We start from the raw sequence: 12,398 nt of genomic DNA, 5'->3' as shown, positions 1-12,398 counted from the left end.
TCCCCTTTCGAATTTGACCGAGGTGTCCCCATGCGCAATTTCAGCCAGTCCGCGCGTCACGATCAGGACGATGCACGGAAATATCAATTTATCTTCATGGCCATAGGTGTCGCCATTATCGCAGGCGGCCTGTGGTGGCTTTATGAAGTCGAGCGGCCTTACCACCCGATTTTGCAGGGCAATGACCTGCATATGCAGCCGGTCAGTGATTCCTGATTTGGCGGCAGGGGGGCGGTCAGCGCCCCCAGTCTTCCCCCTGCATTTCGCGCAGTCGGGAGGCTGTGCGCTCGAACTCAAAGGTGCCTTCGCCTTCGAGATAGAGCATTTCCGGCGCAGCGGCGGCAGAGCAGATCAGCCGCACCTTGGCCTCATAAAGCGCGTCGATCAGCGTAACAAAGCGCTTGGCCTCGTTAAAGTTCGACCGGCCGAGGGTGGGGATGTTGTCCAGCAGGAGCACCCGCACGGCCTGCGCCAGCGCGAGGTAATCCGCGGCCCCCAAGGGCTGCCCGCAAAGCGCGTGGAAACCGGCGCGGGCCATGCCGTTGTGAAAAGCCGGAATCACCACTTCGCGGCCCTTGACGTGGAGGGTCAGCGGTTCGCCCTGTGTGCCTGCCAGATCGTCCCAAACCGCATCCATCGCGGCGCGGCTCTCGGCGTTGACGGGGGTGAAATAGACCTGCGACCCGGCCAGCCGATCTTGGCGGTAGTCGGTCGGGCTGGCTAGTTCATGCACCACCATGCGCTCTTTGATGAGGTCGATGAAGGGGACAAACACCTCGCGGTTGATGCCGTTTTTATACAGGTCATCGGGCAGGCGGTTGGAGGTGGTGACGACCACGACCCCGGCGGCAAAAAGCGCCTCGAACAGGCGGCCCACGATCATCGCATCGGTGATGTCGGTGATCTGCATCTCGTCGAAAGCGAGCAGGCGCACGCTGTCGGCCACATCGCGGGCAACGGGCGCGATGGCGTCATCCACGCCGGTCTTGCGGACCTCATGCATGGCGTTGTGAATTTCCTGCATGAAGGCGTGGAAATGCACCCGGCGCGCGGGCACGTCGGGCAGATGCGCCACGAACATGTCCATCAGCATCGACTTGCCGCGCCCCACGCCACCCCAGAGGTACAGCCCCTTGGGCGGTTCGGGCGCTTTGCGAAAGAAGCTTTTCTTCGGCGGGTTGTCCAGCGCATCGCGGATGCGGTCAAACTCCGCCATGACGGTTTCTTGGGCTGGGTCGGCCTGTAGCTTGCCCTCGGCGACAAGCCGGGCATAGGTTTCGCGCATATTGCTCATGGCGGGAGAGATAGCGTGCCAGTGGGGGAGAGGAAAGGTGGTCTTGTGTGGCAGAGTGCGAAGCAACTGAGGGCCATCGGCTGCCCGCGGGTCGGCGATCCGCGGCAGGTCGCTGCCACTTTATGGCTCAACCATGATGTGCGTTTGCCAAGTCCCACCCGGCCGTACTAAATCGCCTACCCGTCCGGGCGGGCAGGCGATGGCCCGGCGCCTGCGGCTTGTTCCGGGCAAGAGGGGCAATATCGAGCAGGGGCTGCATCGCTGGGGCGCTTAGTTTCTTGCTGGCGATGGCCCGGCGCCTGCGGCTTGATTCCGGGCCGAGTGTGTTTACCAGTCCGTCGGCCCCTTCTCGGCAAACTCATGCACGAGGAAGTCGATGAACGCCCGCACCTTGGGCTGGGTGAACCGGCCCGGAGGATAGACGGCGTAGATGCCTTGGGTTTCGAGCGGCAGTTCGGGGATGGCATCCTCGACCAACCCTTTTTCCATCGCATCGGCGTAAAGAAAGCTTGGTAGATAGGCGATCCCCAGTCCCGAAATCGCGGCGTTCAAAAGGCTCTGCCCGTCATTGACCGACAGCCAGCCCGCCGTGCGGACCTGCCGCTTTTCACCCGAAGGTGCGGTCAATTTCCACACATTGCCCGACGACTGGTTCGAGTAATGCAGCAGCTTGTGATTGTTCAGATCATCGATCTTTTCCGGCCGCCCGTACTGCTCGAAATACTTCGGGCTGGCGATCATGCGTTTGGTCGTCTCGGTCAGCTTGCGCGCGCGCAGGGTGCTGTCCTCCAACTCGCCGATGCGCACGGCCATGTCGAACCCTTCCGAGATCAGCTCAACGTAGCGGTTGTTCAGCACCATGTTCACCGTGATGTCGGGAAAGTCCTGCAAGAACTCCGACAAAGCGGGCGACAGATGATTCACGCCGAAATCCGTCGCCACCGAAATCCGCAACAGCCCCGAGGGCGCGGATTGCATCGAGGTGACCAGCGCATCAGCCTCGCCTGCGTCGTTCAGCACGCGGCGGGCGCGGTCGTAATAGGCCAGCCCGATCTCCGTGGGCGACACGCGGCGGGTGGTACGGTTAAGCAACCGCGCCCCCAAGCGGGCCTCAAGTGAGGATACATGCTTTGAGACGGCGGATTTCGAGATCCCCATCTTCTTGGCGGCATCTGTAAAGCCGCCTTGATCCACCACTGTGGCAAACGCTTCCATTTCCGTAAGGCGGTCCATTGCCTGTCCCTTCGCATTGATCTTGTTGCCCTCAGGTATGGGCGGCAATTCAGGCAGGATCGGGGCAGAGGCAAGACAGTCCCGTGGTCTTTGCAGGGATCGTTCATGGCATGGAAACGGCAGAACAATCCGTTTCCGAGGGGCTTATAGCCAGCGCAGCCATTTCAGAACCGCCAGCATGAGCGCGGCGAGGCCCACCATGGCAAGGCAAAGGACGGCAAAGGCGCGCGGATCGTCCACGCCGGGCATCCCGCCGACGTTCACGCCGAAAAGCCCGGTCAGAAACCCCAGCGGCAGGAACACGGCGGCGGCGATCGACAGCACATAGCCATGGCGCGCTTGGCGTTGGGCGACTTGGTTGTCGTGTTCGTCCTGTACCGTGACGATGCGTTCTTGCAGGGCGTCCAGTTCCTCCACCACGATGGCGGTGCGGTTCGCCAACTCGCGCAGCTTCATCGAATCGACATCCGGGACCAGCGGCAGGTCTAGGTCCGCCAACCGCTCCAACGCGCTGCGCTGCGGGGCGAGGTAGCGTTCGAGTTTGATCGTGCTGCGGCGGGTGACGGGCAGGTCTTTGGGCGGCGGGGTGCTGAGGTCTTCGAGGTCGGTTTCATAGAAAGCCGTCCGGTCCGCCAGCCGCGCCACTTCGATCTGCACCCGTGCGGTCAACCTTGAGACCAGCGCTTCGAGGAAGGCCGAAGGCCGGGGCGGGGCGGTGCTCTGGGCGGCCAGTGCGCGCAATTCATCAATGGCAAAGACCCGGCGCATCCGCACAGTAATCACCACCGCATCCGTCACCCACATCCGGACCGAGACCATCTGGTCGGCCTGCTGCCCTTCGTTCAGGTTGATGCCGCGCAGATTGAGGATCAGACCGTCCTCATATTCATCGCAGCGCGGGCGCGTTTCGGGTTGCAGCAATGCGCCCGCCGGGATCTCGGGCAGGTGTTCGGCCAGCCAGGGTGCCAGCGCGGGATCGGCCATGTCGAAATGCCACCAACGGTAGCGCGCAGGCCCGGTCAGCTGGGTGTCTTCGGGCACCGTGGTGGTGCCGTCATCAGATATGTCAAAGACGCAGAGGGGCATGGTCACCTATTGGCTGGCAAAAGCGGTCAGGCGATTTAGCGGGTTGCGCTCGCCGGGTGCAAGGGCGCGCGCAGTGCGGGTGCTAAAGGGCAGCAGCCAGACGTGTGCCTTGATTGATCGCGCGTTTCGCGTCGAGCTCTGCGGCCACGTCGGCGCCGCCGATCACATGACAGGGGGTGCCGCTGGCCTCTAGGGTGTCGGCAAGACTGCGGTCAGAGAGTTGTCCGGCGCAGAGCACGATGGTGTCGGCCTCGATCAGCGTGGGGTTCTCGCGCGCCTCGCCGAAGGTAATGTGCAGGCCGGACCCGTCGATACTTTCGTAGTTCACGCCCGCGATCATCTTCACATCGCGCATGGTGAGAGAGGCGCGGTGAATCCAGCCCGTGGTCTTGCCCAAGCCTTTGCCGGGTTTGCTGGTCTTGCGTTGCAGCATGGTGATCTGCCGCGCCGGTGCCGGGGGTTGTGGGCCTTCGGGGGCCAGCCCGCTGCGGTGCGTGCCCGGATCGGTGACGCCCCATTCGCGCATCCATTCGGGCAGGTTCAGCGTGCTGCTCTCGCCGTCGTGCACCAGATGTTCCGACACGTCGAAACCGATCCCGCCCGCGCCAATCACGGCGACGCGCTGGCCGACCTTTGCCGTGCCGTTCAGCACGTCGATGTAGCTAACCACGTTGTTGCCGTCTTGGCCGGGGATTTGTGGGTCACGTGCCACCACGCCGGTGGCGATGACAACCTCGTCGAAGCCGCGAAGCGCGTCCGCCGTGGCCTCGGTCTCAAGCTGCACGGTCACGTCGTGGACCTTGAGCATGGTGCGGTACCAATCGACCAAGCCCCAGAACTCCTCTTTCCCCGCCACTTGCTTGGCGAGGTTGAGTTGCCCGCCGATCTCGCTCGCGCGGTCTATCAAGGTGACCTTATGCCCCCGCTCGGCAGCAGTGATCGCGGCGGACAGGCCCGCAGGGCCAGCACCGACCACGGCCACGGATTTCGCCGCCGCTGCCGGTTCAATCAGCAACTCTGTTTCATAGCAGGCGCGTGGGTTCACAAGGCAGGTAGAGATCTTGCCGCCGAAAGTATGGTCGAGGCAGGCTTGGTTGCAGGCGATGCAGGGGGCGATTCGCTCGGCCTGACCGGCCTTGGCCTTGGCAAGGAAATCGGCATCGGCCAGCATGGGCCGCGCGAGGCTGACCATATCGGCGCAGCCCTCCGCCAGCACCTCTTCGGCGACCTCGGGCGTGTTGATCCGGTTCGAGGTGATCAGCGGGATGCCCACCTTGCCCATTAGCTTTTTCGTAACCCAAGCAAAGGCCGCGCGCGGCACCGAAGTGGCGATGGTGGGGATGCGCGCCTCGTGCCAGCCGATGCCGGTGTTGATGATATTGGCGCCCGCATTCTCGACCTCTTGGGCCAGTTGCACGACCTCCTCAAAGGTCGATCCGTTGGGGATGAGGTCGATCATCGACAGCCGGTAGATCAGGATGAAATCTTCGCCCACCGTTTCGCGCACCCGGCGCACCACCTCCAGCGGCAGGCGCATTCGGTTCTCGTAAGACCCGCCCCAGCGGTCCTCGCGCTTGTTGGTATGGGTGACGAGGAACTGGTTTAGGAAATAGCCCTCGGAGCCCATGATCTCGACCCCGTCGTACCCTGCCTCTCGCGCGCGCAGAGCGCAGGCGGCGATATCACTGATCTGTTTCTCGATGCCTTCCTCGCCGAGCTCCTTGGGCGCGAACATGGAGATGGGGGATTTGATCGCGCTTGGAGCCACGCATTCGGGGGTAAAGGCATAGCGGCCCGCGTGCAGGATTTGCATGGCGATCTTGCCGCCTGCTTCATGCACCCGCTGGGTGATGATGCTGTGGTTGTCCACGTCCTTCTGGCTGACCATCATTGCCGCCCCATGGGCCACGGCACCTTCGCGGTTCGGCCCGATGCCGCCGGTGACCATCAGGCCCACATCGCCCCGCGCCCGCGCGGCGTAGAACTCGGCCACGCGGTTCCAGTCGCCGGTTTCCTCCAGCCCGGTATGCATCGACCCCATCAGCAAACGGTTCTTCAGCGTGGTAAAACCAAGGTCGAGCGGGGCAAGCAGGTGGGGGTAATCGGACATGGCTTTACCTTTCTGGGTGGGCTGGGTCACTGTGACACCATCGGAAACGGCAGGGCAAGTCACGCGAAACGCCGCGTCATCCGCGCGGCTCACGGCGGGTCAAGACAGAGGTGTTGGATGGCGCGGGTAGAGGTGGCGTTGCGTGATGCGGCGATGGCGGATCATGATGCTTTGGGGCGGGTGATGTTCGACGCGATCCACCATGGCGCAAGCGCCTATAGCGCGGCGGAGCGTGCCGCGTGGCTCCCCGCTCCACCGCAGGGGCCACAGTGGTCGGCCAAGTTAGGCGGGCAGCAGGTGGTGCTGGCCGAACGGGCGGGGCAGGTGATCGGTTTCATGACGCGGGAGCGGGGCTATATCGATCTGGCCTTTATCGCCGCGACGGCGCAGGGGCAGGGTGTCTTTCGCGCGCTTTATGGGCGGGTCGAACAGGCAGCGGTCGCCGCAGGCGAGATCCGGTTGCACACCCATGCCAGCCTGATGGCGTGCCCTGCCTTTGAGGCTTTGGGCTTTCGTGTTATCGCAGCAGAGCGCGTCGCACGGTCAGGTGAATATCTGAACCGCTTTGAAATGGAGAAGATACTGACATGACCCCCGAAGAGATTGCCAAACTGCCCTACCGTGCTTGCGTCGGCGTGATGCTGGTGAATGCTGAGGGCGAGGTCTTTGTCGGCCAGCGGCGCGACCGGGATCAGGACGCTTGGCAGATGCCCCAAGGCGGGGTGGACAAGGGCGAGGCCGCGCCCGACGCAGCCCTGCGCGAGTTGGAGGAAGAGACCGGTATCCCCCGCGATCTGGTGCGGATCGAGGCCGAGACTTCCCGTTGGCTGCCCTATGATCTGCCGCATGAACTGGTGCCCAACATCTGGAAAGGGCGCTACCGGGGGCAGGAACAAAAATGGTTCCTCATGCGTTTTCTGGGGCAGGACGATCAGGTCAATATCCAGACGGCCGAACCTGAATTCTCGGAATGGCGTTGGATGCCCGCAGATCAACTGGTCGCGCATATCGTGCCGTTCAAACGCGCGGTCTATACGGCAGTTCTTGAAGAGTTTGAGGAGAAGTTATGACACGGATCATCGCCAGCGCCCTCGCCACCTTGGCCCCGCTGCCTGCGCTTGCGCTCAGTTGTCTGCCCCATTCAGTCGAGGCGACCTATCAACGCGCGGCTAAGGCCGAAGAGAGCTACGTCGTGGTGCAGGGGCGTCTGACCTTTGACGCTGCCGCCTTGCCAAAGACCGGCAAAGTCGGGATCAACCCGCCCGAAGAGACTCCGCTCCGGGCGCAAATCAGCGGCAAGGCGTTGTCGGAAGGGGGCTTTGACGTGCCCTTTGACCAGCCGTTGATGCTCAATGTCCTGTGCTTTGGCCCGTGGTGCGGCTCTGCCGAGGAAGGGGACGTTCTGGCCTTTCTCGAACGCAAACCGGATGGGGCCTATGCACTGGAAAGCAACCCCTGCGGCGGCGACCTCTTTGGTTCTCCGAAGCCTGCGATGGTCGACAAGGTGATCGCTTGTTTCCAAGGGGCAGAGTGCACGCCGGTTCGGTAATCCGGCGGCAGTTTTACCCTTCGCCGTTCCTACCCTTCGATAAGCGGCACTTGCGGCGCCGCATCGCGCGGCAGCAGGCCGGTCAGGCGCGGATCATCGTCGATCTCGACCTGACGGCGAACGGGGGTGAAGCCTGAGCGCACATAAAAGCCAAGCGCCTGCGGGCTGTCGTTGGTGCAGGTGTGCAGGTGCAGCCGGGTGATCGGCTGTTCCCAGGCCAGGGTGATCGCTTGGTTCATCAGATACCGCCCCGAGCCGCTGCCGATCAGCGCAGAGGTCAGCCCGAAATAGGCCAGTTCGCAGGTGCCATCTTCGAGGAAGTTCAGCTCAAGCAGCGCCTCGTTCTTGCCATCACGGGTCAGTGTATAGAAGGCCCGCGCCGGGTCTTGCAGCACCGCGGTGAGGCCCGCGTCATCCAGCTTGAGCCGCCCGTACCACAGCCAATCCATCCCAACCCGGCGGAAAATGTCGCGAAACCAGTCGAGCGTCGGGGTGACCTTTTGAAAGGTCATACCCTCGGGCAGGGGCACGTCCCGCAAGCTGGGTTTGGCGTCCATTTCCAGATGGGTCACCACCACGGCGAGTTTGCCGGGCGGGACATCGTGAAAGCCGTTTTCGATCATGCTCAGACCAGCCCTTCGGCCTTGAACAGGGCCATGATGTCGGTCTGGGGGCGGGGCCCGATGTGGCGGATCACCTCGCCTGCACAGATGTTGCCCATGCGGCCACAGGTCTCAAGATCGCGGCCCGTGGCAAGACCATAGAGGAAGCCCGCCGCGAATTGGTCGCCTGCGCCCGTGGCATCTACCGGCACGACCTTTTCGACCGGCACGTCGACACGTTCCTCGCCCCGCACCAGCGTGACCCCGTCGCCCGACCGGGTGCAGACCACCAGCGGGCAAATCTCGGCGGTTTTGGCCAGCGCGGCTTCGGTGTCGTCGGTTTCCCAAAGGGCGCGAATCTCGGCCTCATTGCCGATGACATAGCCCAGATCGTTTTCGATCAGCGCGAGGAAATCATCGCGGTGACGCTCCACGCAGAAAGGATCGGAGATGGCGATGCCCGCCATGCCACCACCCGCCGTCGCCGCGCGCGCGGCCTCACGAAAGGCGGTTTTGCCCGCGTCATGGTCAAAGAGGTAGCCCTCAAGGAACATCAGCTTGGCCTTCTCCGTCACCGCCTGCGGCACGTCAGCCGAGGTCAGCCCGGTCGAGATGCCGAGATATGTGTTCAGGGACCGCTCCCCATCCGGGGTGACAAAGATCATGCAGCGCGAGGTTGGGTTCTCCCCCTCGGTCACCGGGGCGTTGACGAAATCGATGCCGATGTCGGTCATCGCCTTGGCGTAGAACTGGCCCAACTCATCATCGCGCACCCGCCCGATGAAGGCGGTCTTGAGGCCCAGCGCGCCCGCGCCTGCGACGGTATTGGCGACCGAGCCGCCCGGCGTCTGCACCCGGTCTTGCATCGCGATATAGAGGTCTTCGGCGCGGTCACGTTCGATCAACTGCATGATGCCTTTTTCGATGCCGTTCTCGGCAAGGAAAGTGTCATCGGCATGGGAGATCACGTCGACGACGGCGTTGCCGATGCCAACCACTTCGTATTGGGTCATTCTGTCTTGTCCTCGTATTGGCACAGGTCACGGATGATACAGGTGCGGCACAGCGGTTTGCGTGCCTTGCAGTGATAGCGGCCATGCAGGATCAGCCAGTGATGGGCATGGCGCTGGAAATCAGCGGGGATGTTGTCTTCGATGGCGCGTTCGACTGTGTCGACGGTTTTGCCCGGCGCGATGCCGGTGCGGTTGCCAACGCGGAAGATATGCGTGTCCACCGCCTGCGCGGGCTGGCCCCACCACATATTGAGCACCACATTCGCCGTTTTGCGCCCCACCCCCGGCAGCGATTGCAGTGCCGCGCGAGAGTTCGGCACCTCGCCGCCATAGTCATCAACAAGGATTTGGCTCAGTTTGATGACGTTCTTGGCTTTCTGACGGTAGAGGCCGATGGTCTTGATATGGTCGATCAGCCCCTCAACCCCCAGATCCAGCATCTTCTGTGGGGTGTCGGCGATTTTGAAAAGCTCGCGCGTGGCTTTGTTGACGCCCGCATCGGTCGATTGCGCGCTCAGCGCCACGGCCACAACCAGCGTATAGACGTTCACATGTTCCAACTCGCCCTCGGGCTCAGGCTCTGCCTGCTGGAAGCGTGCGAAGATCTCGCGGATGGTATGATAATCAAGTTGGCGGGCCATGGCTCTGGGTATGCGATGAATGACGCGGCAGGGCAAGCGGGGGCGGGCTGCGATAATTGGCGCAAGAAACGGGTCGCGCGGGGGCAGGGGCGTGGCTAATCTAGGGGCATGACACAGATCGCACAGATATCCCCCGCGCCCGAAGATCAGGGTTACCACTATCAGGTGATGCGCCGCGCCATCGCCCTGATTGACGAGGCCGAAGACCCCAAGCAACTGGACTGGATCGCCGGGGAAATGGGCATGTCCGCCGCGCATTTCCAGCGGCTGTTCTCGCGCTGGGTGGGGGTGTCGCCCAAACGCTACCAGCAATATCTGATGCTGGATCAGGCCAAGGTCATGCTGCGCGATCACTTCACCACATTGGCGGCGGCACATGAGTTGGGCCTATCAGGCAGCGGGCGGTTGCATGACCTGTTCCTGCGCTGGGAGGCGATGAGCCCCGGTGAGTTCGCCCGCAAAGGCGCCGGGCTGACGATCTATTGGGGGTGGTTTGACAGCCCCTTTGGTCCGACGCTGGTGATGGGCACCGACAAAGGCATCTGCGGCTTGGCACTATCGTCGGAAGTAGGAGAGGACGCAGCGATGGAGGACCTTTGCAGCCGGTGGCCGCTGGCCGATTTCGTCGAAGCACCCGACCGGCTGCGCCCATGGGTCGATACCGCGTTTGGCATGCAAAAAGACCCCGAAGCGAAGGCGCCGCTCTACCTCATCGGTGCGCCGTTTCAGATCAAGGTTTGGGAGGCGCTGTTGAGCATCCCGTCGGGGCAGGTGACCACCTATTCCGAAATTGCGCAGACCGTCGGCAGCCCCCGTGCCGTGCGCGCCGTAGGCACAGCGGTGGGGCGCAATCCGGTGAGTTGGCTGATCCCCTGTCACCGCGCGCTGCGCAAAAGTGGCGGCTTGGGCGGGTATCACTGGGGTCTGCCGGTGAAACGGGCGATGCTGGCCTTTGAATCCGCGCGGGCAGAAGCGCAAACTCCCCCATCTGGGCGGGTTTCTGCCGAATAAAGGTTATATGTAATGTTCGCGGGAACATTGAGTGCCTATATTGCGTTCACGTCAAGATGCCCCGCCCGAACGGGGCCGCAAACATGAAGGCAGTAGACATGATTTCTTCGAAGATGACTTTGGCCGCCGCTCTGGCCGGCGCGATGACACTGGGTGCCTGTACGCAGCCGATGCAGCCGGGCAATGGCGATCCCAACCAGCGGACCAAGAATGGCGCTTTGATCGGTGCGGGCGTCGGGGCCCTTGCCGGTGCGATTTCCGAAGGTGATGGCAAAGGCGCCCTGAAAGGCGCTTTGATCGGCGGCACGATCGGCGCGGGCGTGGGTTACTCGCTTGATAAGCAAGAGGCCGAGCTGCGCGCCGCGATGGACAGCCGTGTGGTCATTACCAACACCGGCGACCGTCTGATCGTGACCCTGCCGCAGGATATCCTGTTCGCGACCGACAGCACCAACGTATCGCCCGCCCTGCGTGACGATCTGGCCGCGCTGGCGCAGAACGTGAACGTTTATCAGAACTCCACCCTGCAGGTCGTCGGCCACACCGACAGCGATGGCGAAGCAGCGTATAACCAGCAGCTTTCCGAGCGTCGCGCACAGGCTGTGGGCAACATCCTGCTGTCCAACGGCGTGCCGCAGCAGCGTTTGCAGACATTTGGCCGCGGCGAAAGCCAGCCAGTGGCAAGCAACCTGAGTGCCGCAGGCAAGGCGCAGAACCGCCGGGTCGAGATCGTGATCCTGCCGAACGCACGCTAAGCCGCGACTCTTTGGGAACGGTATTGAACCCCGGCCAGTGGCCGGGGTTTTTCTTTGGCCTAGAGGTTATCGGCAACCCCAAAGCCCTCGGGGATGGCATCGCGCCCTTCGAGCAGCAGATCGGCCATCACCTCTGCCACTTTGGGGGCCATACCAAAGCCGATTTTGAACCCGCCATTGGCGATATACTGCCCCGGCCTGCCGGGCCATGCGCCCAACATTGGCGCGCGGCTGCGGCTGCGGGGGCGCAGCCCGGCCCAGCGTTCGATCACCGGCGCGCCTTGCAAGGCGGGCACCGCCGCGCGGGCCTTGGCGATCACCGCGTCAAGCTGTGCATCGGTGCTGTCGGGGCTGTCGTATTCGCGTTCTGTCGTGCCGCCGACTGCCACCGTGCCATCCAGATGCGGGATCACGTGCACCCCATCGGCAAAGAGCTGCGCCGCGCCGCCTTGGTCAAGCTGCAAGAGCGCGGCTTGACCCTTGATCCCCGCGCCAACCAGACGCGGGTGGCCCGCATTCAGCGTCTCCAACCCCGCGACACCGGTGGCCCAGAGGGTCTGGCCCGCCTCCGGGGCCTCGGCCACAATCTCAACGCCTCTTACCGCCAAGGCCGCCACCAGCGCCGCGCAGGCTTGGCGCGGGTGGACGAGGGCGCTGAGCGTGTCGTGGATCAGCCACCCGGTAGGGCTGTGCGGGGCCCAATCGCGATCCTCGGCGCGGATCAATTCCCACCGGGCACGGCCCTGCCAGAGCTCGGCTGCTGTGTCTTGCCGTTGTCGCGCCAGCGCGAGCGCCGCGTCATCCGCCACCGGCTGCAACCGACCGCTGCGGATATAACCCGGGGCGTGACCGCCCACGGCCTCAACCTCGGCCCAGAAACCCTCCGCGCTGAGCAGGCTTTCAAGCTGAAAGGCTTTCTTGGCGTTCCAATTCTCCGGCACATGCGGCGCCAGCGCGCCCACGATCCCGCCCGAGGCGCCTGCCGCCGGTCCTGCCGGGTCCACCACCCGCACCGATGCCCCGCGCAGCGCGCAGGCCCAAGCCACCGACAGGCCGAAAATCCCGGCCCCTCTTACGGTTACATCCACCATTGCCATTCCCCGC

The 12,398-nt window shown here is 63.5% G+C and carries 14 protein-coding genes; 6 read left to right on the top strand and 8 right to left on the bottom strand.

Features of this window, described 5'->3' with window-relative positions:
- Positions 1-30: 30 nt before the first annotated feature.
- Positions 31-216, top strand: coding sequence for a hypothetical protein (locus K3758_RS16185; protein ID WP_067629297.1), 186 nt, complete (start codon positions 31-33; stop codon positions 214-216).
- 19 nt (positions 217-235) lie between these two features.
- Here the strand turns inward: K3758_RS16185 and zapE are convergent, their stop codons facing one another.
- From zapE to K3758_RS16165, 4 genes are all read right to left on the bottom strand, one after another.
- Positions 236-1,294, bottom strand: coding sequence for a cell division protein ZapE (zapE, locus tag K3758_RS16180; RefSeq protein ID WP_259946553.1), 1,059 nt, complete (start codon positions 1,292-1,294; stop codon positions 236-238).
- A 327-nt stretch (positions 1,295-1,621) separates the two neighbouring features.
- A complete protein-coding gene (locus K3758_RS16175) occupies positions 1,622-2,527 on the bottom strand; it encodes a LysR family transcriptional regulator (RefSeq protein ID WP_067629295.1) in 906 nt (301 codons plus the stop codon).
- A 144-nt stretch (positions 2,528-2,671) separates the two neighbouring features.
- Entirely contained in the window at positions 2,672-3,613 is a 942-nt protein-coding gene (locus tag K3758_RS16170) for a zinc transporter ZntB (RefSeq protein ID WP_259946552.1), read from the bottom strand.
- 82 nt (positions 3,614-3,695) lie between these two features.
- Positions 3,696-5,723, bottom strand: a complete 2,028-nt coding sequence (locus K3758_RS16165; RefSeq protein ID WP_259946551.1) for an NADPH-dependent 2,4-dienoyl-CoA reductase — start codon at positions 5,721-5,723, stop codon at positions 3,696-3,698.
- 117 nt (positions 5,724-5,840) lie between these two features.
- Here K3758_RS16165 and K3758_RS16160 point away from each other — a divergent pair, with 117 nt between their 5' ends.
- The 3 genes from K3758_RS16160 to K3758_RS16150 are packed head-to-tail and all read left to right on the top strand — an operon-like array spanning position 5,841 to position 7,272.
- Positions 5,841-6,314 (top strand): GNAT family N-acetyltransferase, encoded by a 474-nt coding sequence (locus K3758_RS16160; RefSeq protein WP_259946550.1) that lies wholly within the window; start codon positions 5,841-5,843, stop codon positions 6,312-6,314.
- Positions 6,311-6,793 (top strand): RNA pyrophosphohydrolase, encoded by a 483-nt coding sequence (locus K3758_RS16155; protein WP_259946549.1) that lies wholly within the window; start codon positions 6,311-6,313, stop codon positions 6,791-6,793. Before K3758_RS16160 ends, K3758_RS16155 begins: the two co-directional genes overlap by 4 nt.
- Positions 6,790-7,272 carry a hypothetical protein gene (locus tag K3758_RS16150; RefSeq protein WP_259946548.1) on the top strand — a complete coding sequence of 161 codons (483 nt, stop codon included), beginning with the start codon at positions 6,790-6,792 and terminating at the stop codon, positions 7,270-7,272. The genes K3758_RS16155 and K3758_RS16150 overlap by 4 nt, the downstream gene beginning before the upstream one ends.
- Positions 7,273-7,301: 29 nt before the next feature.
- On the opposite strand, the gene K3758_RS16145 is transcribed toward K3758_RS16150, so the two are convergent.
- From K3758_RS16145 to nth, 3 genes are read right to left on the bottom strand one after another with little or no spacing between them, the layout of a single operon-like run.
- Positions 7,302-7,895, bottom strand: coding sequence for a GNAT family N-acetyltransferase (locus tag K3758_RS16145; RefSeq protein WP_259946547.1), 594 nt, complete (start codon positions 7,893-7,895; stop codon positions 7,302-7,304).
- A gap of 2 nt (positions 7,896-7,897) precedes the next feature.
- Complete coding sequence (locus K3758_RS16140; protein WP_259946546.1) at positions 7,898-8,887, bottom strand: adenosine kinase; 990 nt, start codon at positions 8,885-8,887, stop codon at positions 7,898-7,900.
- Positions 8,884-9,528, bottom strand: a complete 645-nt coding sequence (gene nth / locus K3758_RS16135) for an endonuclease III (RefSeq protein ID WP_132443842.1) — start codon at positions 9,526-9,528, stop codon at positions 8,884-8,886. The genes K3758_RS16140 and nth overlap by 4 nt, the downstream gene beginning before the upstream one ends.
- A gap of 108 nt (positions 9,529-9,636) precedes the next feature.
- Between nth and K3758_RS16130 the strand changes: the two genes are divergently transcribed.
- Both K3758_RS16130 and K3758_RS16125 read left to right on the top strand, forming a co-directional pair.
- Complete coding sequence (locus tag K3758_RS16130) at positions 9,637-10,539, top strand: bifunctional helix-turn-helix domain-containing protein/methylated-DNA--[protein]-cysteine S-methyltransferase (protein WP_259946545.1); 903 nt, start codon at positions 9,637-9,639, stop codon at positions 10,537-10,539.
- A gap of 98 nt (positions 10,540-10,637) precedes the next feature.
- Complete coding sequence (locus tag K3758_RS16125; protein ID WP_259946544.1) at positions 10,638-11,294, top strand: OmpA family protein; 657 nt, start codon at positions 10,638-10,640, stop codon at positions 11,292-11,294.
- Positions 11,295-11,353: 59 nt separating this feature from the next.
- On the opposite strand, the gene K3758_RS16120 is transcribed toward K3758_RS16125, so the two are convergent.
- A complete protein-coding gene (locus tag K3758_RS16120) occupies positions 11,354-12,391 on the bottom strand; it encodes an FAD-binding oxidoreductase (RefSeq protein ID WP_259946543.1) in 1,038 nt (345 codons plus the stop codon).
- Between the last annotated feature and the right edge of the window lie 7 nt (positions 12,392-12,398).

The organism is Sulfitobacter sp. W002 (assembly GCF_025142135.1).
GTDB classification, from domain to species: domain Bacteria; phylum Pseudomonadota; class Alphaproteobacteria; order Rhodobacterales; family Rhodobacteraceae; genus Sulfitobacter; species Sulfitobacter profundi.
Note: the sequence above shows the minus strand (reverse complement) of the source record. Positions and strands in the feature narration are given on the sequence as shown.

Coding starts and splice junctions, on each gene's coding strand:
- K3758_RS16185 (WP_067629297.1), top strand. CDS start 31: ATGCGCAATTTCAGCCAGTCCGCGCGTCACGATCAGGACGATGCACGG.
- zapE (WP_259946553.1), bottom strand. CDS start 1,294: ATGAGCAATATGCGCGAAACCTATGCCCGGCTTGTCGCCGAGGGCAAG.
- K3758_RS16175 (WP_067629295.1), bottom strand. CDS start 2,527: ATGGACCGCCTTACGGAAATGGAAGCGTTTGCCACAGTGGTGGATCAA.
- K3758_RS16170 (WP_259946552.1), bottom strand. CDS start 3,613: ATGCCCCTCTGCGTCTTTGACATATCTGATGACGGCACCACCACGGTG.
- K3758_RS16165 (WP_259946551.1), bottom strand. CDS start 5,723: ATGTCCGATTACCCCCACCTGCTTGCCCCGCTCGACCTTGGTTTTACC.
- K3758_RS16160 (WP_259946550.1), top strand. CDS start 5,841: ATGGCGCGGGTAGAGGTGGCGTTGCGTGATGCGGCGATGGCGGATCAT.
- K3758_RS16155 (WP_259946549.1), top strand. CDS start 6,311: ATGACCCCCGAAGAGATTGCCAAACTGCCCTACCGTGCTTGCGTCGGC.
- K3758_RS16150 (WP_259946548.1), top strand. CDS start 6,790: ATGACACGGATCATCGCCAGCGCCCTCGCCACCTTGGCCCCGCTGCCT.
- K3758_RS16145 (WP_259946547.1), bottom strand. CDS start 7,895: ATGATCGAAAACGGCTTTCACGATGTCCCGCCCGGCAAACTCGCCGTG.
- K3758_RS16140 (WP_259946546.1), bottom strand. CDS start 8,887: ATGACCCAATACGAAGTGGTTGGCATCGGCAACGCCGTCGTCGACGTG.
- nth (WP_132443842.1), bottom strand. CDS start 9,528: ATGGCCCGCCAACTTGATTATCATACCATCCGCGAGATCTTCGCACGC.
- K3758_RS16130 (WP_259946545.1), top strand. CDS start 9,637: ATGACACAGATCGCACAGATATCCCCCGCGCCCGAAGATCAGGGTTAC.
- K3758_RS16125 (WP_259946544.1), top strand. CDS start 10,638: ATGATTTCTTCGAAGATGACTTTGGCCGCCGCTCTGGCCGGCGCGATG.
- K3758_RS16120 (WP_259946543.1), bottom strand. CDS start 12,391: ATGGCAATGGTGGATGTAACCGTAAGAGGGGCCGGGATTTTCGGCCTG.